Source organism: Flavobacteriales bacterium (assembly GCA_016715895.1).
GTDB lineage: Bacteria > Bacteroidota > Bacteroidia > Flavobacteriales_F > PHOS-HE28 > PHOS-HE28.
Genome location: JADJXH010000003.1, coordinates 1,612,682 through 1,633,757 on the forward strand (window position 1 = coordinate 1,612,682; position 21,076 = coordinate 1,633,757).

Genomic DNA, 21,076 nt, shown 5'->3' on the forward strand with positions numbered 1-21,076 from the left:
ACGAGCTATCGCTTGACCTTCGGGTCGGGCGCGGATTGAAACACCGTCATCCGCACCGGCTACACGGCGACCATTGCTATCGCTTGACCTTCGGGTCGGGCGCGGATTGAAACCGCGAGATCCTTGACGATGCCACCACCCGCACCGTCTATCGCTTGACCTTCGGGTCGGGCGCGGATTGAAACAGCTTCCGGGCGGCACCACGGACGCCGAGGCTGATCTATCGCTTGACCTTCGGGTCGGGCGCGGATTGAAACATCATGTCGGCAGCGACACCGAACAGGACGTGGACTATCGCTTGACCTTCGGGTCGGGCGCGGATTGAAACTTACTCAACAGGAAGATGTACTCGTGAGCCTTCGCTATCGCTTGACCTTCGGGTCGGGCGCGGATTGAAACGCCGTACCGCGACCGCACGGCTCCACTTAACGTCTCTATCGCTTGACCTTCGGGTCGGGCGCGGATTGAAACGCGTCGCAGACCTGGTGGTCACTAAAGGACGAATCTATCGCTTGACCTTCGGGTCGGGCGCGGATTGAAACAGCGTCGGCACCGTGTCGGAGCCGTACCAGGGCTCCTATCGCTTGACCTTCGGGTCGGGCGCGGATTGAAACGTGAACGAATGGGGCGAGGCCATCGAGGGCAATGCTATCGCTTGACCTTCGGGTCGGGCGCGGATTGAAACATGACGAGCGCCAAGGGTGCGACCCCAGAAGAGGCTATCGCTTGACCTTCGGGTCGGGCGCGGATTGAAACACCGGCCCGCAAACGCTGTGCGAGCGTTGACGAACTATCGCTTGACCTTCGGGTCGGGCGCGGATTGAAACTCCGGCCGTGCGGGTGCTGCCGTACTGCCTGGACTATCGCTTGACCTTCGGGTCGGGCGCGGATTGAAACGACCTCCGGCAGCTACCGGGCCTCACGCCGCCTTCTATCGCTCGACCTTCGGGTCGGGCGCGGATTGAAACAGCACGTATACGTCAAGGGCGCCCACGATGACCACTATCGCTCGACCTTCGGGTCGGGCGCGGATTGAAACCGGTGAGGCCCCGCCCCTGTGGCGGGGCTTCGCTCTATCGCTCGACCTTCGGGTCGGGCGCGGATTGAAACACCAGCTGCAGGTAGGACGGCGCGTAGAGCTCCAACTATCGCTCGACCTTCGGGTCGGGCGCGGATTGAAACAGTTTCCGGGCGGCACCACGGACGCCGAGGCTGATCTATCGCTCGACCTTCGGGTCGGGCGCGGATTGAAACGCGGTCGTCCTGCCGCAGTTGGGGATCTCGCACACTATCGCTCGACCTTCGGGTCGGGCGCGGATTGAAACCACCACCCGACGAACGCCGGTCCGGCCGCTTGGCACTATCGCTCGACCTTCGGGTCGGGCGCGGATTGAAACGCCACGGTGAGCAGGGCGTCCCACAACGACAGGCGCTATCGCTCGACCTTCGGGTCGGGCGCGGATTGAAACTATGCGGAGTACAGCGAGCGGCTGGGCGACCGGCCTATCGCTCGACCTTCGGGTCGGGCGCAGATTGAAACGCGCACGGGCGAACGTGGACCGCACAAGGATGGCCCTATCGCTCGACCTTCGGGTCGGGCGCGGATTGAAACCTGTCCAACTTGGCGCGGCCACAGTACCGCGTGGAACTATCGCTCGACCTTCGGGTCGGGCGCGGATTGAAACCAGCACCTCCGAGAGCGAGCACGAAGACCCGCTGCTATCGCTCGACCTTAACAAAGCCAACCACGTCCTCTCCCTACCTTCCCCCCGAAGCGCACTCGGTTGGACCCTCGGATGACGGGGTATGCGGCAGACGGGGCTTCGCGCCACGGAGATAAGCCGAACGACGGAGGGCGCTTCACTATTTCCGGACGGGGCGGCTGGTCGGGAACGATCGACCGCTCCACCTCGAGGCAGCCCTCTGCAGCGTCATCTCGTCTATCCCATGCACGCGTACCTTCATTCACCGAACCCCTGATGCCATGACCACCATCCGCCGCCTTGTCCTGTGGAGCTGCCTGCTGCTGACCACGACCGCGTTGCGCGCCCAGGTCTTCATCCCCGACACGCTGGTGCGCGCCTGGCTGAACCAGAGCATCCCCGGCATCGTGGACGCCAACGGCATCATGGACACCACGCATGCAGGGATCGCGGGGTGTGATTCGGTGCTATGGTCTGGAACTGATCTCAATTCAGACACCTTGGTCATCGATTTACAAGGTATTCAATATCTTGATTCTCTAAATGTTCTGTTTATTACGTACCATGTAATGGCGCCCGACAAGACAACCTTTTTCCATCTACCTGTCATGCCGATATCAATAAAGAAAGTGAACCTTCATTGCGGAGAGGGCATCGCATCGGTCAACCTTCCATCGATCGATCATTCGTTGCAGTACCTTGGCATTGGTGGTGGACCTACCGGTCGAATTGATGTCAATATTGGGTCCATTTCGGATTCAATTGAGAATTTATCAATCAACTCTTTCCGAAGTATCTCATGCGATTCATTCACTGGATATATTAATTCAATGAGCATTAGCTTATCCAGCAATTTAATTGATACAACAAATATATCTCTTCCAGGTTGGGAATGCGGCTTACTTTACATCAATGGGAACATGCACAACATCAGTATTGACCTCGATGGATCCATTGTGAATGCTCTTGCTACGACTTATGGGCGCTATGATCATCTGTCCTGGCCGCTCGAGCTGACCCAACTTTCGATCAGCGGATACGCGTCTTCGCCCTTACCCGCACTTCCGCCGACATTACTTCATTTGATCATTGAGGTGATTGATGAACTTTGTCTACCTGCGCTTCCGAATGGCCTACTCACCCTGACTGTGCAACATGGAGTGAATTGCGTGCCAGATATTCCTGGGTCGGTCCAGTCTCTCACAGGACCATTCCTTTGGCAGGTCGGCGACACGGTCTTCTGTACAGTTCTCAACTCCGACTGTCCGGGCAGTGCTTCCGCCATCGCCGGTCGCCACGCGATCGACGACAACGGCAATGGTCTGTTGGATGCCGGTGAACCCGCCTTCCCCTGGGGCCGCGTGCTCATCCAGCCCATGAACGCGCTGGTGCCGGCCGGTGCCGGTGGATGGTGGGAGCGCGGCGCCCAGCCCGGCACCTACACCATCGAGCCCAACAGCACCTATCCATACCTCATCAGTTCAGCCCCGGCACAGCACACCGCCACCTTCGTGGCGTTGGGCGAGGTGGACAGCACCAACCACTTCGCACACACCCTGCTGCCCGGGGTGAACGATCTGCAGGTAAGCGCTTACGCCGTCCCCCCGCGCCCCGGCTTCAACAACGACCTGATCCTCTCCTACCGCAACTTCGGAACGACCAGCCTCCCCGCCACCCTGCAGCTGGCCGTGGACGCCGACCAGAGCTTCGTGGGCAGCAGCCCCGCTCCCACCACCCTGGTGGGCAACAGCGCCACCTGGGACCTCGGCACCCTACCCTTGGGCGCGCAAGGCCAGGTGCTGGTCACCCTGCACACTGACGCGACCGTCCCCTTGGGCACACCGGTGCAGCACACTGCGGTGATCGATCCGGTGGCCGGTGACACGGTGCCCTCCAACAACACCACCTTGTGGACCGACACCGTGGTGGGCGCCTACGACCCCAACGACAAGTTGCTGGACATCCCCGCCGCCACACCCGCCGATGTGCAGGCCGACGCCATCACCCTCACCTACACCATCCGCTTCCAGAACACCGGCACCTATCCCGCCGAGCGCGTAGTGATCCTGGACTCCCTGAGCGACGACCTGCAGTGGAACAGCTTCGAGTTCCTCTCCAGCAGCCATCCCTGCCAGTGGTACATGCTGGACGGTGTGCTCCACTTCATCTTCGACCCCATCCTGCTGCCCGACAGCGGCAGCAACGAGCCCGCCAGCCACGGTTTCGTGCGCTTCCGCATGCGGCCCTCCACACAGCTCACCAACGGCGACCAGGTGGACAACATCGCACACATCGTCTTCGACTTCAACACACCCATCGTCACCCCGCCGGCCACCTTCCGCGTGGACATGAGCACCGGCCTGCAGGAACAGGCCGTGGGCACCCTCACGGTGATGCCCAACCCCACGCGCGACCGCCTGTTGATCGGTGGCTTTGCGGGCACCGCCGCGCTGCGCGTGCTGGACCTCAGCGGTCGCCTGTTGCGCAGCGCGCGCGGCTCTGCACCCGCCCTGCTGGACGTGGCCGACCTGCGGCCCGGCACCTACCTGCTGGAGGTGCGCACGCCACAGCGGGCTCAGGCCGTGCGGTTCGTGAAGGAGTGAAGGCGCGTCGCCTGGAGGTGAACCGGACCCAGGGTATGGAGCACCCATGTGCACATGTGCATATGGTCACATGTGCATACGTGCTCATGTGGGCATGTGCACATGGGCTTCCGTCCTTAGCCGATCGCCTTCACCAGCCGGGCGGTGATGTCGGACACGCTGCCCACGCCGTCGATGGAGGTGAACTTCCCTTGGGCGGCGTAGTGGTCCTTGAGCGGCGCGGTCTTCTGCTCGTACTCGCGGATGCGGTTGCGGATGACGGCCTCGTCGCGGTCGTCGGTGCGTCCGCTGGTGGCACCACGCCCCAGAAGCCGCTGCACGAGCTCGGCCTCGGGCACTTCGAGGGCGAGCATGTGGGTGATGGGTTCGTTCTTGGAGGCGAGCATCTCGTCCAGCGCCACGGCCTGGGCCTTGGTGCGGGGGAAGCCGTCGAAGATGAAGCCGCGGGCCTCGAGGTTGGCCTCCATGGCGTTGCGGATCATGCCGATGACGATGTGGTCGGCCACCAGCTCACCGCGGTCCATGAGCTCCTTGGCCTGCACGCCCAGTTCGCTCTCGGCCTTGATCTCCGCACGAAGCAGGTCGCCGGTGCTGAGGTGGACCAGCTTGTAACGTTCGATGAGGAAGGTGCTCTGGGTGCCTTTGCCGGCGCCCGGGGGGCCGAAGAGCACAAGGTTCAGCTTGCTCATGGGGTGGGTTCGGTGATGCGCCAGATGCCTGGCAGGTTGCGGCCCAATCCGTCGTGGTCGAGGCCGGAGCCCACCACGAAGGCGTTGGGGATGCGCAGCGCCACATGCTCGATGGGCCAGGGGCGCGAGTAGGCCTCCGGCTTGAAGAGCAGCGCCGCCACGCTGATGCTCGCCGGGTGCAGGCCGGAGAGCGCGTCCATGATGTGGGCGATGGTGCCGCCGGTGTCCACGATGTCCTCCACGATCACCACGTGGCGGCCGTCCAGCCGTTCGCTGAGGCCGATGAGCTGGGTGACGGTGCCGGTGCTGCTGGTGCCGTGGTAGCTGGCCACCTTGATGAAGGTGATCTCGCACTCCATCTCCAGCCGTTTCATGAGCTCGGCGGCGAAGAAGAAGGCCCCGTTCAACACGCCCAGGAAGAGCGGTCGCTTGCCGGCGTAGCGTGCCTGAAGCGCAGCGGCCACGCGGTCGATGGCGGCATCCAGGTCGGCCGCCGGGATGTACGGTACGAAATCCTTGTCGTGCAGGCGGACGCGGGCGGCGGTGGCAGGCTCGGGCATGCGGGGAAAGGGATGCGAAGGTAGGCAACGGTGCCGGCGCGGGGATCGGGCGCGCTCATCCCCTTTCCGCCTACATTCGGCGCCATGCGCCGCGTGCTGTCCGCCTTCGCCCTGGCCGTGGTCGCCACCGCACATGCGGGCGGCGACAACCATCCCGTGGGTGCCCGGATCGCGGGCATGGGCCAGGCGGGGCTTACGCTCATCGACCTGTGGAGCGCTCAGCACAACCAGGCCGGTCTGGCCGGTCTCACCCGGCCCGCCGTGGGTGTGTTCATGCAGCGGCACTGGTTGAGCGAGTCGCTGGACCATCAAGCCCTGGCGGTGGCCCTTCCGTTGGGCCGTGGCACCATCGCCGTGAACGCCAATACCCTGGGCTACGACCTGTACCGCGAAACGAAAGTGGGCGTGGCCTATGCCATGCGCTTCGGCGACGGGCTGCGTGTGGGCGTTCAACTGGATTATCTGGGCGTGCGCCTTGGCGAGGGCTACGGCAGCCGGGGGATGGTCACCGGCGAGGTGGGCGTACAGGCCCGCCTCACCGAACGGCTGTGGGCCGGCGCGCACCTGTACAACCCGTCGCGCACCGAGCTGGGCGGCCCCTATGAGGAACGGGTGCCCACCGTGCTGAAGGCGGGCCTGGGCTACACCTTCAGCGACAAGCTGGTGGTGACGGGCGAGGTGGTGAAGGACATCGACGAGGCCGAACGCTTCCATGCGGGCCTGGAGTACCACCCGGTGAACGCCTTGTTCCTGCGCACGGGCGTCAGCACCGGCCCCACACAGGGCCACTTCGGCGTGGGCGTGCGGCTGAAGGGCTTCGACCTGGACCTGGCCGTGGCCTTCCGCAGCCTGCTCGGTCCCACGCCCCAGCTGGGGCTCAGCTACCGCTTTCCATGAAACGGTGCGCCGCAGTGCTCGTCATGGCGGCGACCGGGGCACCGGCATGGGCCCAGGAGGACCAGGGGGTGCCACGCGACCTCATCGAGCAGCGCATCGAGGCCGCCACCGAACAGCTGGGCGACGACAGCGACCTGGACCTCACCAACCTGTTCGATGTGCTCACGGACCGCTACCGCGACCCCATCGACCTCAACCACACCGATGCCGAGGAGCTCAACAGCCTGGCGCTGCTCACCGACGTCCAGATCGGCGCCCTGTTCGCGCACATCCGGAAGAACGGCAAGCTGCTGAGCCTTTATGAAGTGCAGACGATCGATGCGTGGGACGCGCGCACGATGGCCCTGGTGCGGCCCTTCATCACCGTGCGCGAGGACCCGCTGCGGTCGCGGGCCGGGCTGAAGGAGATCCTGCGCAACGGTGAGCATGAGGTGATGCTGCGCACCATCGTGAACGTGGAGGCGCGACGCGGTGGCCAGGACCGTCCGGGGCTGTTCGGCGGCCGCTACACCGATCCGGACGGCGACGAGCTGCCGGACGCGGGGAACGAGGCGGTGCGCGACAGCCTTCGCCGTGAAAGCCGTCTCTACCTCGGCGATCCGTACAAGCTCTACGCCCGCTACCGCTTCCGCTACCGCAACAACATCAGCCTGGGCATCACCGCCGAGAAGGACGAGGGCGAGGAGTTCTTCCGCGGCACGCAGCAACAGGGCTTCGACTTCTACAGCGCGCACCTCTTCCTGCGGCATTTCGGTCGGCTGAAGGCGCTGGCCGTCGGCGACTACCAGGCGCAGTTCGGGCTGGGGCTCACCTACTGGACGGGCCTCGCCTTCGCCAGCAAGTCCTCCTTCAGCCTCAACGTGAAGCGCAATGCGGCCGGGCTCGCGCCGTACACCAGCGTCAACGAGAACCTCTTCAACCGCGGCGTGGCGGCCACCGTCGAACTGCACCGCGACCTCGACCTCACGGTCTTCTACAGCCGCAAGGACCTCGACGCCAACGTGCAGCAGGAGGTGGACACCAGCGATGTGGACGATGCGCAGGTGAGCTTCAGCAGCTTCCAGGAGGACGGCTATCATCGCACCTTCAACGAGCTTGTGAAGAAGGACGCCATCCTGGAACAGGCCTACGGTGGCCACCTCCGCTACCGCCGACGCACCTTCAGCTGGGGCCTCACCGGGGCGCACGTGGGCTACGATGTGCCGCTGACGCGCACGCTGCGGCCCTACAACCGGTTCGAGTTCAACGGGCAGGAGAACACCACCGTGGGCAGCGACTTCAGCTGGCTGTTCCGCAACGCCAGCTTCTTCGGTGAAGTGGCGGCGAGCCTGCCGCAGGCCGATGGCAACACGGGCTGGGCCCTGAACCTCGGCACCCTGGTGGCCCTGGACCGCCGCGTGACACTGGCCCTGCTGTACCGCGACTATCAGCGGGACTTCCACGGGCTCTATAGCGTGGGCTTCGCGGAAGGCGGCAACCCGTGGAACGAACGCGGGCTGTACACCGGTCTCGAGATCCGGCCGGACCGCAGGTGGACCATCAACGCCTACTTCGACCAGTACCGGTTCCCGTGGTTGCGCTACCAGGTGAACGCCCCGAGCGACGGCCACGACGTGCTGGCGCAGGTGACCTGGCGGCCCAGCAAGCAGGTGGAGGTGTACCTGCGCGGCCGGCACGAACAGAAAGGCTACAACAGCGAGGCTCCGGTGGACGGGATCGATCCGCTGGTGCGTCGCAGGCAGACGCAGTGGCGCGTCAACGCCACCTACAAAGTGACCCCCTCGGTGAGCCTGCGCACCCGGGTGGAACTGGTGGACGTGCAGCGCGGCGACAGCCCGGTGGAGCATGGCTTCCTCGTGTATCAGGACCTGGTGCACCGGCCCCTGCGGAGCTGGTGGGAGCTGTCATTGCGCTTCGCGCTCTTCGACACGGACGGCTACGACGCCCGGCTGTACGCGTACGAGAACGACCTCATCGGCGTGTTCAGCATCCCGCCGTACTACGGCCGCGGCATGCGGTGGTACGCGATGCTGCGCCTCACGCCGCTGCGCCGGGTGGATGTGTGGCTGCGCTACGGTGCGTTCATCTTCCAGGACACCGACCGCATCAGTTCGGGCCTGCAGGAGATCGCGGGCAGCACGCGCAGCGATGTGAAGGTGCAGGTGCGGGTGAGGTTCTGAACCCGATGGGAGCGCGGCACATCACCCTGGACCCCGGGCATCCCGAAGCGCGCTTCAGCGCCACGGAACGCCCGCGCATCGCCCTGCGCCAGGCCTTCTTCGTCACGTCCGACCCCGACTGGCAGCGGCGGCTGAACCGCGCCGCGCTGATCGTCACCACCCGGGCCTACGACGACCGCGGGCGTGAATTGGTGGCCGACCATCAGGTGTTCCGCTTCAGCGCGCTGTTCAATGCCACCTGGCCGGATCCGCTGTTCAGGAACATCCGCAACTGGACCTACGTGCCCGTGGAGCTCCGCGCGGATGCCCCACCCGTGATGGGTTGGCTGCTGGAGCTGCGCCTGCGCGACCTGCGGCTGGGCCCGGAGGAGCGGATGGAGGTGGTGTTCCTGGGGTAGAAGTACGAAGCCCCCCGACCGCAGGTCGGAGGGCCCCGTCATGTCGGTCGGAAGGAACTTACTTGGTCTCCGGAGCAGGCGTGGCCTCGGCCTTCGCACCGGCCTTGCCGGCGCAGCAGGCGGCCTTGGCACCGCCGGCACAACCGGCAGCCTTGGCATCGCCATGGGCTCCATGCTCGGCGTGGGCGTGCCCTTGGGCCTTGTGGTCGTGACCGGCACAGGCGGCCTTGGCATCGGCGCCCGCTTTGCCGGCGCAGCAGCCCGCGCCCGCGGTCTTGGCGCCACCGGCGCAGGACAGCGCCTTGGTCTCACCGGCGGGGGCGATGGCGGTCGCAGGCGCCACGGCGGTCGCCTTCTCGGGGCTGGCCGGGGCGACGGCAGTGGCCTTGTCGGTGGCCACCTTGTCGGTGGTGGTGCTTTGTGCGGAGGCCGTGGCCAGGAAGGCCAGGGAGGCCGCGATGCTCAGGAGGATGCGCATGGAATGGGGTCTGATTTGAACGCAAGGTAAGCCATTCGTGTGCCGGAAGGTGCGTGGACCTGTTAAGGGTTGTGAACCTCAGGCCCTGCGCCGCTGTTCCAAAGGGAGCGTCTATCTTTCCGCTCGACCAACCCCACGTCCATGGATCGTCGCAACTTCCTGCTCGCGGGCTGCAAGGCCTGCGCCGCGCTGGCCGCCGTGCCCGCCCTGGCCTCCCTCGAAAGCTGTTCCTCCGGCAAGACCGCGGCAGCCGGCTCCTCCGCGTCGGCCGCGCTGGCCGTGGAGAACGGCGTGCTCAGCATCCCGATGTCCAGCCTGTCCAACGGCGTGGGCCTCGTGAGCGCCAAAGGCTTGGGCGACAAGCTCTACATCAGCAAGGGCGCTGACGGCACCTACAAGGCGCTGGTATTGAACTGCCCGCACAAGGGCGGACCGGTGAAGCCCGACGGTGACAAGCTGGTCTGCGGCTGGCACGGCAGTGCCTTCGACATGGACGGCCAGGTGACCAAAGGTCCTTCGCAGCAAGGGCTGAAGACCTACCCGGTGGAGGTGGCCGGCGACGTGCTGAAGGTGAAGGTGGCCTGAGGGGTGCGCGCTACCCGCGTCGACGGGTGGCCTTCCTGCGGCGCTTCTCCGCGGCGGCAGGGTCCATGGTGAAGGCGATCGGCAGGCGGAACAGCACACGGACCGGCCGACCGTCCATCGTGCCGGGTGACCACCCCGAAAGGGCGCGCACCACCCGCACGGCCTCCGCGTCAAGCAGCGGGTCCACCGGGCGCGGCACCCATACGCTGTCCACACGGCCATCCTTCTCCACCATGAAGTGCACCATCACCCGGCCGGTGATGCCGTTCCTGAGCGCCTCCTTCGGGTAGCGGGTCTCCTCCTTGATCCTGCGGTACAGTTCCGGTTCCCCTCCAGGAAAGGCGGGCATCACCTCCACGACAGAGATCGTGGCGCTGTCCTTCCGGAAGCCCCGTTCGAAGAGCGCCTGACCCGCATCCGCGTCGGTGCGCACAGGTGCGGTGCCTTGTTGCGCGGCCAGGCTGGCAGGGACAAGAAGGACGAGCACGAAAAGCGGACCGCGCATGGTTGACCAAAGTTAGCCGGCCGCGGGTGGAGCCGCCTACATTCGCCACGTCCCGGACCACATGCACCTGAGCTCATGTTCTCATGAGCGCATGCGCACATGAACACATGGATACGCGGGCACATCACCATGTCCAACGTCTACTACCCCGACTACCTGCAGCTCGACAAGATCCTGGGCGCGCAGGCGCTGGAGAGCGATAAACACGGCCAGCACGCGCACGATGAGATGCTGTTCATCGTGATCCACCAGGCATACGAGCTTTGGTTCAAGCAGATCCTTCACGAAGCGGGCAGCGTCATCGCGATGTTCGCCGACCACCATGTGGACGACAACAATGGGGAGTTGAACATCGCCGTGCACCGGCTGCAGCGCGTGAAGACCATCCTTGACGTGCTGGTCCACCAGATGGACATCATGGAGACGATGACGCCGCTGGACTTCCTGGATTTCCGGGACATGCTGCGGCCGGCGAGCGGTTTCCAGAGCATGCAGTTCAAGGTGCTGGAGGCGCGGCTGGGACTGCGGATGGAGGCCCGCTTCGGCAAACAGTACTACACCAGCCAGCTGAAGCCGGGGCACAAGGCGGAGATCGAGGCGCTGGAGCAACTGCCCACGCTGCTGGAACTGGTGAACGCGTGGTTGGAACGCATGCCGTTCCTCGAGTCCCGCTACTGGCCCGAGGGCCAGGCCACGTTCTTCGAGCAGCTGGAGCGCATCTACAACGCCAGCCTGGTCCAGGGCGAAGAGGCCAACGCCGCGTTGTGGCGCAAGATCTTCATTGAGGGAACGCCCGAGCGGAAATTGAGCCCGAAGGCCTGTCGCAGTGCGCTCTTCATCATGCTCTATCGCGATGAGCCCATCTTCCAGCAGCCCTTCCGGTTCCTGGAGGCGCTGCTGGACATCGACGAGGCCATGGCGGCGTGGAGAGGGCGTCACCTGAACATGGTGCACCGCATGATCGGCCTGCGGGTGGGCACGGGCGGAAGCACGGGCAAGGCCTATCTGCGCGGCGCCATGGACAGCCACTACATCTTCAATGAAGTGGCGGACCTGAGCAGCTTCCTGTTCGAGCGCCGCAAGCTTCCGCCGCTGCCGTCGCAGGTGAAGGACGCACTGCGGTTCAACGCCTGATCAATCCACCGGCACGGTGTCGAACAGGCCGTAGTAGCTGTCGCGCTGGGCGGCTTCACGACGGGCCACTTCCCGCACGGAGGGCAACTGCAACCAGTTCTCCATGCCGTTGCGCCAGGCGAGCCAGATGGCGGTATCGATGCGACCGCGCGTGTACCAGAAGTACTCCTCGGCACACAGGTTCAGGTAGTCCAGGATCACGCGATCGGGGTCGCCGTCCATGTACGCGCCCTTCTGGATGGCGAGCAGGTCGCCGTTCAGCCGATCGTAGCGCGCGTTGAAGGCCGTGAACAGGTCCTGCATCACCTTGTCGCGCTGCAGCCAGTAGTTCAGCAGGCCGATGTAGACCGTCGCGCAGGCACCGATCATGCCCAGCGCGATGGTGCCATCGAGGTCGCCCATCACCTGGCCCCACCACAGGATGCCGAAGGCCACCACCAGGAACACGACCGTGGCCACGGTGGTGCGGCGGCGGCGCAGGTCGCGGACGGTGACGGCGGGCATGGGGCAAAGGTGGGAAGCGGCGGCGCGATGGTAGCTTCACACCATCCGAACCGCCATGCGCCGCATCCACAGCCTCCTCCTACCCGCCTTCGCCCTGCTCAGCGCCACGAACGGCGCACACGCCCAGATCCAGGTGAACCCCCAGGTGGGCCTGCTGGCCCAGACCCTTCAGGGCGACCCCGACAACGGCGACTACCGAGGCAACATGGGGTGGCAGGCGGGCGTGGACATCCGGCTGGGCCGGCGGCTGTACTTCCAACCGGGCGTTCACATCGGCCGTCAGGCCACCGTCGTGCAGGTCCAGGTGCCCCTGCTGCTGGACACCTTCCTGGTGGAGAACGACCTGGTGCGCACCGTGCTGAAGGCCAAGGCGCTCGTGGGCTTCAACCTGGTGCACAAGGACGGCTTCAAGCTGCGGCTGAACGCGGGCCCCAGCTACGACCTGCTATTGAGCGTGGACAACAGCAACGACGACATCGCGTGGAACCGGGATGACCTTACGGCCGGGTCCTTCAACCTGGATGCGGGGGTCGGTCTGGACATCTGGTTCGTGACCGTGGAGGGCGGAGTGAGCGTCGGGCTGAACAAGGTGCTCGACGATGATGGGCTCAACAACGCCTACGACGATCCGCGCAACCTGACGTGGTACGCCACGGCCGGGATCGTGCTGGGCCGCAGCACACGCTGAGCTCAGAGCACGAAGCGCTGTCCCTTCTGCGGGATGGCGATGGTGTGATGGCCGGCGGCGGAAAGCCGATCCTGCAGCCCGTTCAGCGAGGAGGTGATGCCGTGCACCAGGAACAGCTGGCGAACACGGGCGGGATCCTGACAGGCGAGGTAGCGGACCAGTTCACCGCGATCGGCATGGGCACTGTAGAACTCCATGCGGAGGACGGCGGCCTTCACCGGCACGGGCTCCCCGAAGATGTGCACCACCTGCCGACCGCTGAGGATGTCGTGCCCCAGCGTGCCGGGCGCACAGAACCCCACCGCCAGCACGGTGTTTCGGGGATTGGACAGGCTGTGGCGCAGGTGGTGGCGGATGCGCCCGGCCTCCATCATGCCACTGGCCGCGATCACGATGCACGGCTCCTGCCGCGCGTTGAGCTGCTTGCTGCGCTCGGGGTTGCGCACGAACTCCACCCCGGGGAAGCTGAACAGGTCGGCGTCGTGTTCCAGCTCGGCGCGCACCTCGGGACGGAAGGCGGCGCTGTACTGGCGCACGATGCCCGTAGCGCTGATCGCCAGGGGGCTGTCCACGAAGACGGGGATGCGGGGCAGGCGCCCCTGATTGCTGAGGCTGTTGAGGGTGTACAGGATCTCCTGCGTTTTGCCGATGCTGAAGGCCGGGATGAGCAGCTTGCCACGGCGCTCCACACAGGCCTCGGTGACATGGCGGAGCAGCTCCTCCTCGGCCTCGGCGATGCCGGGATGATCGCGGTCACCGTAGGTGCTTTCACAGATGATGACGTCGGCCTGCGGAAAGGGGGCCGGTTCAGGGAGCAGCCGATCGACATAGCGGCCCACGTCACCGGTGAAGGTGAGCCGAAGGACGCGTTCACCATCATCGATGGTGAGGTTCACCGCCGCGCTGCCGAGGATGTGGCCCGCCTCGGTGAAGGTGCACGTGACCCCGGGCACCACCGGGAACGGAGCGTTCAGGTCGTGGGCCTCGAAGCGCTCCAGCGCGGGACGCACCTCATCCACGGTGTAGAGCGGGCCGGGCTCGTCGAGGGTGCGGCCCTGCCGTTTGGCGCGTTTGAGGTCGTAGGCATGGTCCGCCTCCTGGATGCGCGCGCTGTCCTCCAGCATGATGGCGCAGAGGTCGCGCGTGGCCGGGGTGCTGTGGATGGGCCCGCCGAAGCCTTCGGCCACCAGGCGCGGCAGCAGCCCGCTGTGGTCGATGTGCGCGTGGCTGAGCACCACGGCGTCCACCGCAGCGGGATCGAAGCCGAAGTGGCGGTTGGGGTCACCCTTGGAGCGGGCCACCGCCTCGCCCTGGAACATGCCGCAGTCGAGCAGCACACGGTGCACGGCACCATCCGGATGCCGGACCTCGAGCAGGTGTTTGCTGCCGGTGACGGTGCCGGCAGCCCCGTGGAAGGTGATCGCAATGGCCATGGGTGCAAGCTACACAGTGCACCGGCGCACACCGGGCCCGGGTGTCAGGGCATGCACACGCGGTCCGGGAAGCGCATCATCAGGTCATGGTACGGCTCCATGAGATGGTGCATGAACACCTTCTTCGGATCGTCCACGAAACGCGCCCGGTAGGTCGCGTCGGGGCGCAACACCACAAAGGGGCCTGTGCGCACGAAGTGCGTGCCTTCCGGCAGTTCGGGGGCCGTGTAGCCGGGCAGGTTCTTCGCGGCCAAGCGGCCGATGGTGCGTCCCAGCACGCGTTGGTAGTTCCGGCGGGCCTTGCGCGTGGGCCGGTCGAGGCGGTTGAAGAGGATGCGCAGGCCGATGTCCTGCGGGAAGGGCAGCGCACGGATGGCCTTGCGCGCATTGCGGAAGGGGTTCACCGGGTTGAAGTCGTCCACCGTCTGCACGGTGACGGGCACCTCCGGCACCCAATCGGCACTGTTCACCACGTTCATGGCCCAGCCTTCACGGTGGGTGGCCTCGTACCCATAGGCGAAGGGCAGGTTGCCGGGTTTGGGTGCGGCGCTGCAGTAGGTCTTCATCACCAGGTCGGCCGGCAGCCGGCCGCTGGCGCGCAACTGCCACAGATGGGCGGTGAGCAGATAGGTGATGGCGCCGCCCTGGCTGTGTCCGCAGAGAATAAGCTCACGGGTGCCGGCCGTGTAGAGGGAGTCGATGGCGGGCAGGATGGTCCGCTGCAGATGACCCAGGCCGATGAGCCAGCCAAGGTGGACGCGGGCGGCGGGATCGTCGCTCAGGGTGTAACGGAAGGGCTCTCCTCCATCCAGGTCCAGTTCGCCCTGCGCGGGAACGAGCACCGAGTGGAAGTTCTCCAGCCAACTGGCCAGCTGGGCGGTGGTGCCGCGCACCACGACCGCAGCGGTCCCAGCGCTGTCCGTATAGAGGTCCCACCGGTTATCCAGCCCCACCACCGGGCTTTTCCACGCAAGGCTGAACCGTTCCGGCTTCGGAAGGTTGAACCCTTCCATGGTGGTATCAGCCTGAGCGGCGAAGACGCGGAGCAGCTCGGTGTACTCGGTCCTGTCGAAGCCTGGCCGGAGCTGGGCGGTGCAGAGCGTATGGACCGACCAGGCGGCCATCAGAAGAGGGAGTCGGCGCATGAGATGGGCGAAGGTGCGAAAGAACGCACAGGCGGCGTCCGTGGTTCAATGCGGATGCCGCCCCGATGCTGACGGGCAGCGCCTCCTATCTTGTGCGCAGACCATCCCATGCACCCGCCCAAGCCCCTGCCCCACGCGCCGCGGTCCGCGGTGAAGGCACTGCTTCCGATACTGCTGCTTCTGCTGTCATTGAACACCATGGCCCAGCAGTACAAGCTGCGCGGCGTGGTGAGCGATGCGGCGAACGGCGAGACCCTGATCGGTGCCACCGTGGCGGTGAAGGGCACGAAGGCCGTGACACAGACCGACCTCGAAGGGCGGTTCGAACTGCTGGTGAACGAACTGCCGCCGTACGTGCTGCTGATCAGCTACGTGGGCTACACCGACCTTGAAGTGGAGGTGAAGAGCCCTGATCAGGAGCTCAAGTTCAAGCTGAGCACGGACCAGGTGCTGCTGCAGGAGGCCGAGGTGGTGGGCAGCCGCATCAGCGAGAAGCAGAAGCAGGCACCGCTCACGGTGGAGAGCATGGACATCATCGCCATCCGCGAGGCCCCGAGCGGCGATTTCTACGAGAGCCTGGGCACCCTGAAAGGTGTGGACATGACGGCCGCGAGCTTCGGCTTCAAGGTGATCAACACGCGCGGGTTCAACAGCACCAGTCCGGTGCGCAGCCTGCAGCTCATCGACGGCGTGGACAACCAGAGCCCCGGGCTCAACTTCAGCCTGGGGAATTTCCTGGGGGCGAGCGATCTGGACGTGATGAAGGTGGACGTGATCGCGGGGGCGAGCAGCGCGTTCTATGGCCCGGGCGCCTTCAACGGAGTGATCAACATGACCACCAAGAGCCCGTGGGCCTTCCCGGGGCTGAGCGTGAGCGCAAAGGCCGGCGAGCGCGACCTGCTGGAAGGGGCCGTGCGCTGGGCCCAGGTGTTCAAGAACAAGGAGGGTCGCGAACGCTTCGCGTACAAACTGAACCTCTTCGCCATGCGCGCCGAGGACTGGTACGCCGAGAACTACGACCCCACGAGCAACAGCCCCACCGGCGTGGACAACCCGGGGCGCTACGACGCGGTGAACAGCTACGGTGATGAGTGGGTGACGGCGAACAACGATTTCAGCGTATCCCTCTTCAGCCGGCGGCAGTACCCTGGCCTGGGGCTGTTCCTGCGGCCGGGCTACCGCGAAGTGGACCTGGTGGATTACGGCACCAACAACCTGAAGGCGGGCCTGAGCCTGCATTACAGGATCACCGACAGCGTGGAGGTCCAGCTGGCCACCAACTACAGCCGCGGGAGCACGGTGTATCAAGGCGACAACCGGTACCGCTTGGAGGGGGTGCAGTTCTATCAGCATCGGCTTGAGCTTCGCCAGGAAGGACGCTGGTTCTTCCGGAGCTACGTGACGCATGAGGATGCCGGGGACACGTACGACATCTACACCACCGGACTGCGCCTGCAGGAGGCCAGCGCCCAAACCGTGAAATGGAACGAGCGGTACTATACGATCTGGGAGACGTATATAAAACCACTGCTGAATGCCACCCAGCCAGGCTACCTTACCCCGAGCGAGGCGATCGCCCAGGGCATCACCACGCAGGAGGCCTACGATGCGTATCTAGCGCAGTTCGTTGCGGACAACTCCGAACTCTTTGGATCCTATCACCAATTTGTTTCTGACAGTATTGGTCGTGAAGACACGCCATCCCAAGATCCGGCCTATGTCGTCGGCACCGATCGCTTCAACGCGAAGCTCGACGAGATCCGGTCGCGTCGCTTCACGGATGGCGGCTCGCTGTTCTTCGACCGGTCAGCCCTCTACCACGCCATGGGGGAGTACCGGTTCAAACCGAGGTTCGCCGAGATCATCGTGGGCGGCAACGGCCGGCTGTACCGGCCCAACAGCGCGGGCACCATCTTCAAGGACACGGCGGACGTGGTGATCACCAACTGGGAGGTGGGCGGCTATGCAGGCCTGGAGAAGAAGCTCGCGGAGGACAAGCTGCGCCTGGCGCTGACCGTGCGGGTGGACAAGAACGAGAACTTCGAGCCGCAGGTGTCGCCCGCCCTCAGCGCCGTGTACACGCCGAACCCCGACCATGTGCTGCGGGTTAGCGTGAGCCGCGGCGTGCGCAATCCGACGCTGGCCGACCAGTACCTCTACTACAACGTGGGGCGTGCCATCCTGCTGGGCAACATCGACGGCCAGTTCGAGGAGGGCCGCGACAGCCTCATCACCATCGAGAGCTTCAACGCCTACCGGAGCTCGCCCACCCTGCTGGAAGGCCTGGACCAGCTCGAGTACTTCAACGTGGACCGCATCCGGCCGGAAAAGGTGCTGACCGCGGAGGCCGGCTACCGCGGCACCCTGAAGGAGAAGTTCTATGTGGACGCGAGCGCGTACACGAGCTGGTACACCGATTTCATCGGCTACCTCATCGGCATCGACGGCAGCTTCGACGAAGTGACCGGCTTCCCAGAGGAATTGCAGGTCTACCGCGTGGCGGCGAACAGCACCAGCACAGTGCGGACCTTGGGTGCCAACGTGGGCCTGAACTACTACCGGAAGCGGATGACCTACAGCGTCAACTACAGTTACAACCGGTTGATCACGGGAGAGGACGACCCCATCATTCCCGCCTTCAACACGCCGCTGAACAAGTTCAACGTGGGCTTCACGGGTCACGACCTGCGGATCCCGTGGACGGACCGGCGTGATCTGGGCTTCGGCATCAACTACAAGTTCGTGGAGGGCTTCACGTTCGAGGGTTCGCCCCAGTTCACCGGCGCCATCCCGAGCTACGACATGGTGGACGCCCAGGTGAACGTGAAGTTCCCCAAGCCCGGGCTGACGGTGAAAGTGGGCTGCAGCAACCTGTTCGGGATCGTTCCACTGTTCGACGGACGCGTACCCGAGAGCGAGCGGCTCGACCGGATGTGGAACAACAACGTGTACCTGGTCTATGGTGGCCCGGCCGTGGGACGACTGGGCTACCTGCAGCTGATCTACGAGCTGGACCGGCGATGAGGCCGGAGAAAGGGGATGAGACCGTTCACAACATATGTATGGCCATACATATGTTGTGAACGCGGACCGCACGGGTCGGCGGGGAGTCCACGAGTTGCGCCAGGGGGGATCGATAGCCGCTGCGCGATGGATCCGCGGAGGCTGACATATGCATGGCCATACATACGTCGTCAAGTGACATCCGATGCCCTTATTCCCTCCTGCGGAACGCATCATTCCTGCTGGATCCATAGACTAGCTGCAAATGTCCCAGCTCAATGACGTATGTATGGACATACATTTGTTAATGGTGGATAGCGTCCGCCCAACACCCGTCTCGGGCCCGACCAGCATGGTTTCCCGAACGATGTGGGATCCGGTCACCGGGTCACTCAAAGTATGTATGGCCATACATACTTCAACATGTCCGTATTCAGTGCTGCCAGCACTTCCGTGACCCACCAATTGCACAGGTCGGCCCCATGGAGCGGCCGATCCGCCGCCCCCCGCAGGTGTCTCCGCAAAACACCGGTGGCGCACTTCCTCGGTCGGGTAACCGGCCTTTCCCGCCACGACCCGCGGGAACCAATGCACGATGACCGCCATGATCGGTGCTCGGCCTCAACACTTGTATGGCCATACATACTTCCGAACCTGCAACGGCTGCTGCCCTCCCCTACCCCTATATTCGGAACCTGTTCCACAAACCAGGACCCATGAAACGAAGCCTACCCTTGCTGTTGCTCGGTCTGCCCATGATGGTCGCCGCCCAGCAGCGCTACATCGACGAGGTGTTCACCGATGCCCAGGTCGTGATCACCCCCAACGTGCCCTTCGGTACCAACATCGACTTCCTCACCAGCAACCTGGCCAGCCCCAACGTGCCCGCAGAGGTCACCCAACTGCAGACACTGGTGAGCACCCAGCAGCCCATCCCGGCCCCCTTCTTCGACCCCACCGACGGAAGCACCGCTGTGAAAGTGCGCGAACTGCGGATGGACATCTACGAACCTGACCAGAACGTCGACGTCGTGACCGAACGCCCGATGGTGCTCTACATCCACACGGGGAATGCATTGCCACCGCCGCAGAACGGCAGCCCGGTCGGAACGCGGACGGACAGCTGTGCCGTGGAGACCTGCAAGCGGATGGCACGCCGCGGGTATGTGGCCGTGAGCATGAGCTACCGCCTGGGTTGGAACCCGCTGGCCGCCACGGAAGAGGAACGCCGGGGGCAGTTGCTCAACGCCATCTACCGCGCCATACACGACGTGCGCCAGTGCGTCCGCACCCACAAGGCCGAGGCCGCGGGCGCCAACACATACGGGATCGACCCGGACAAGATCGTGGTGCTGGGTGAAGGCACCGGCGGCTACATCGCGCTGGCCCACACCACCTTGGACAAGGGCAGCGAGCTCTTCGTCGAGAAGTTCCGCCCCGACCCCTTCAACCCGAACGTGAGCTACGTGGACACGAACACGGTAGGCGACCTGGCCGGATTCAATGGTCAGCTCACCCTCTACCGCCCCAATGGGTTCGACCATGCCACGCATTTCTGCGTGAACATGGGCGGTGCGCTCGCCGACACCACTTGGGCCGAAGCGGGTGACGCCCCGATGGTGGCCTTCCACACCGTGTTCGATCCGTTCGCCCCGTTCACCTACGGCATCGTGATCGTGCCCACCACGGGTGGTCCGGTGGTGGATGTTCCCGGCAGCAATTACTTCATCCCCTGGGTGAAGGACCTCGGCAACCAGGCCAGCTTCGAGAACCTCTCGAACGACCCCTTCACGGCACGGGCGCGCTCGCTCTACGGCCAGACGATCGACGGTGTGACCATCTCGGCCGGGGCGGAAGGTTTGTTCCCCGTGGTGCGTCCGCGGTGGACCCCGCCCGCCAGCGACGAGGCCAGCCCCTGGCAATGGTGGGACCCCAACAGCCCGGCGGCCACTACGGTGATCCCCGGCCTGGGCATCACCACGCACCAGGCGAGCCTGGCCAGCAATCCGGACATGAGCGGCGCCAAGGGCCGTGCCTACCTCGATACGGTGATGGGCTATATGACCCCGCGCATCGTGTGCGCCCTGCAGCTGGGCCCCTGTGCGTTGGGCACGCCCGACTGCCTGGGCGTGATCGATGGACCGGACCAGCCGGGACAGCCGTGCGATGACGGCAACGCGAACACCATCAACGACGCGTGGACGGTCAATTGCGACTGCGTGGGCCAACCGGTCGGCATCGCGGAGCCCGCCGCCGCTTCGGCGCTCGTGATCGCACCGAACCCCGCGATCGATGCCGTGCGCATCAGCAGCCCGGCAGGACGGGTGCTGAGCTACACGCTGCACACGCCCGACGGTCGCCTGGTGCGCAACAGCACGGTGAACGCTGACGTGATCCTGCTGGAGCGCGGAACCCTGGACGGCGGTGCCTACTTCATCACCCTGGAATTCGTGGACGGCCGCGCAGTGCGGCGGATCGCCTTCAACTGACACTGACCACATTGGTGTAGCGGGCCGTCCTTCGGGGCGGCCCGCTGCGTTCCGGGCATGCCGGTACATCCCACACCTTTGT

General features: G+C 65.0%; 16 protein-coding genes and 1 CRISPR repeat array (1 of these 17 only partly in view). Of the genes, 9 read left to right on the forward strand and 7 right to left on the reverse strand.

The window, feature by feature from the left end; all coding sequences use genetic code 11:
• Nucleotides 1-1,756: direct repeats of the CRISPR family, unit length 37 nt; unit sequence CTATCGCTTGACCTTCGGGTCGGGCGCGGATTGAAAC (it extends 2,106 nt beyond the left edge of the window).
• 1,116 nt (nucleotides 1,757-2,872) lie between these two features.
• Nucleotides 2,873-4,306, forward strand: a complete 1,434-nt coding sequence (locus tag IPM49_07130; GenBank protein ID MBK9274296.1) for a T9SS type A sorting domain-containing protein — start codon at nucleotides 2,873-2,875, stop codon at nucleotides 4,304-4,306.
• 116 nt (nucleotides 4,307-4,422) lie between these two features.
• On the opposite strand, the gene IPM49_07135 is transcribed toward IPM49_07130, so the two are convergent.
• Nucleotides 4,423-4,995 (reverse strand): adenylate kinase, encoded by a 573-nt coding sequence (locus IPM49_07135; protein MBK9274297.1) that lies wholly within the window; start codon nucleotides 4,993-4,995, stop codon nucleotides 4,423-4,425.
• Nucleotides 4,992-5,555, reverse strand: a complete 564-nt coding sequence (locus tag IPM49_07140) for a hypoxanthine phosphoribosyltransferase (GenBank protein MBK9274298.1) — start codon at nucleotides 5,553-5,555, stop codon at nucleotides 4,992-4,994. The genes IPM49_07135 and IPM49_07140 overlap by 4 nt, the downstream gene beginning before the upstream one ends.
• A gap of 84 nt (nucleotides 5,556-5,639) precedes the next feature.
• Here IPM49_07140 and IPM49_07145 point away from each other — a divergent pair, with 84 nt between their 5' ends.
• From IPM49_07145 to IPM49_07155, 3 genes are read left to right on the forward strand one after another with little or no spacing between them, the layout of a single operon-like run.
• Nucleotides 5,640-6,452: a hypothetical protein gene (locus tag IPM49_07145; GenBank protein ID MBK9274299.1), complete on the forward strand. Its 813-nt coding sequence runs from the start codon at nucleotides 5,640-5,642 to the stop codon at nucleotides 6,450-6,452.
• Nucleotides 6,449-8,632 (forward strand): hypothetical protein, encoded by a 2,184-nt coding sequence (locus tag IPM49_07150; GenBank protein ID MBK9274300.1) that lies wholly within the window; start codon nucleotides 6,449-6,451, stop codon nucleotides 8,630-8,632. The genes IPM49_07145 and IPM49_07150 overlap by 4 nt, the downstream gene beginning before the upstream one ends.
• A gap of 5 nt (nucleotides 8,633-8,637) precedes the next feature.
• On the forward strand, nucleotides 8,638-9,030 hold the full coding sequence (locus IPM49_07155; GenBank protein MBK9274301.1) for a hypothetical protein: 393 nt from the start codon (nucleotides 8,638-8,640) through the stop codon (nucleotides 9,028-9,030).
• 58 nt (nucleotides 9,031-9,088) lie between these two features.
• Here the strand turns inward: IPM49_07155 and IPM49_07160 are convergent, their stop codons facing one another.
• The gene (locus IPM49_07160) at nucleotides 9,089-9,508 is read right to left on the reverse strand and encodes a hypothetical protein (protein ID MBK9274302.1); all 420 of its coding nucleotides are present in this window, start codon (nucleotides 9,506-9,508) and stop codon (nucleotides 9,089-9,091) included.
• Between the two features lie 141 nt (nucleotides 9,509-9,649).
• Between IPM49_07160 and IPM49_07165 the strand changes: the two genes are divergently transcribed.
• The gene (locus IPM49_07165) at nucleotides 9,650-10,093 is read left to right on the forward strand and encodes a Rieske (2Fe-2S) protein (protein MBK9274303.1); all 444 of its coding nucleotides are present in this window, start codon (nucleotides 9,650-9,652) and stop codon (nucleotides 10,091-10,093) included.
• Nucleotides 10,094-10,103: 10 nt separating this feature from the next.
• Here IPM49_07165 and IPM49_07170 read toward each other — a convergent pair whose 3' ends face one another.
• Nucleotides 10,104-10,598 carry an energy transducer TonB gene (locus IPM49_07170; GenBank protein ID MBK9274304.1) on the reverse strand — a complete coding sequence of 165 codons (495 nt, stop codon included), beginning with the start codon at nucleotides 10,596-10,598 and terminating at the stop codon, nucleotides 10,104-10,106.
• 129 nt (nucleotides 10,599-10,727) lie between these two features.
• Here IPM49_07170 and IPM49_07175 point away from each other — a divergent pair, with 129 nt between their 5' ends.
• On the forward strand, nucleotides 10,728-11,732 hold the full coding sequence (locus IPM49_07175; protein MBK9274305.1) for a tryptophan 2,3-dioxygenase: 1,005 nt from the start codon (nucleotides 10,728-10,730) through the stop codon (nucleotides 11,730-11,732).
• Here IPM49_07175 and IPM49_07180 read toward each other — a convergent pair whose 3' ends face one another.
• Complete coding sequence (locus tag IPM49_07180; GenBank protein MBK9274306.1) at nucleotides 11,733-12,236, reverse strand: hypothetical protein; 504 nt, start codon at nucleotides 12,234-12,236, stop codon at nucleotides 11,733-11,735.
• A 55-nt stretch (nucleotides 12,237-12,291) separates the two neighbouring features.
• Between IPM49_07180 and IPM49_07185 the strand changes: the two genes are divergently transcribed.
• A complete protein-coding gene (locus IPM49_07185) occupies nucleotides 12,292-12,924 on the forward strand; it encodes an outer membrane beta-barrel protein (GenBank protein MBK9274307.1) in 633 nt (210 codons plus the stop codon).
• A 2-nt stretch (nucleotides 12,925-12,926) separates the two neighbouring features.
• Here IPM49_07185 and IPM49_07190 read toward each other — a convergent pair whose 3' ends face one another.
• Together IPM49_07190 and IPM49_07195 are read right to left on the reverse strand one after the other, a co-directional pair.
• Nucleotides 12,927-14,357 carry an MBL fold metallo-hydrolase gene (locus tag IPM49_07190; GenBank protein MBK9274308.1) on the reverse strand — a complete coding sequence of 477 codons (1,431 nt, stop codon included), beginning with the start codon at nucleotides 14,355-14,357 and terminating at the stop codon, nucleotides 12,927-12,929.
• A gap of 44 nt (nucleotides 14,358-14,401) precedes the next feature.
• Nucleotides 14,402-15,502 (reverse strand): lipase family protein, encoded by a 1,101-nt coding sequence (locus IPM49_07195; protein MBK9274309.1) that lies wholly within the window; start codon nucleotides 15,500-15,502, stop codon nucleotides 14,402-14,404.
• A 198-nt stretch (nucleotides 15,503-15,700) separates the two neighbouring features.
• Between IPM49_07195 and IPM49_07200 the strand changes: the two genes are divergently transcribed.
• On the forward strand, nucleotides 15,701-18,526 hold the full coding sequence (locus IPM49_07200; protein MBK9274310.1) for a TonB-dependent receptor: 2,826 nt from the start codon (nucleotides 15,701-15,703) through the stop codon (nucleotides 18,524-18,526).
• Nucleotides 18,527-19,221: 695 nt separating this feature from the next.
• A complete protein-coding gene (locus tag IPM49_07205) occupies nucleotides 19,222-20,994 on the forward strand; it encodes a carboxylesterase family protein (protein MBK9274311.1) in 1,773 nt (590 codons plus the stop codon).
• Nucleotides 20,995-21,076: the final 82 nt, after the last annotated feature.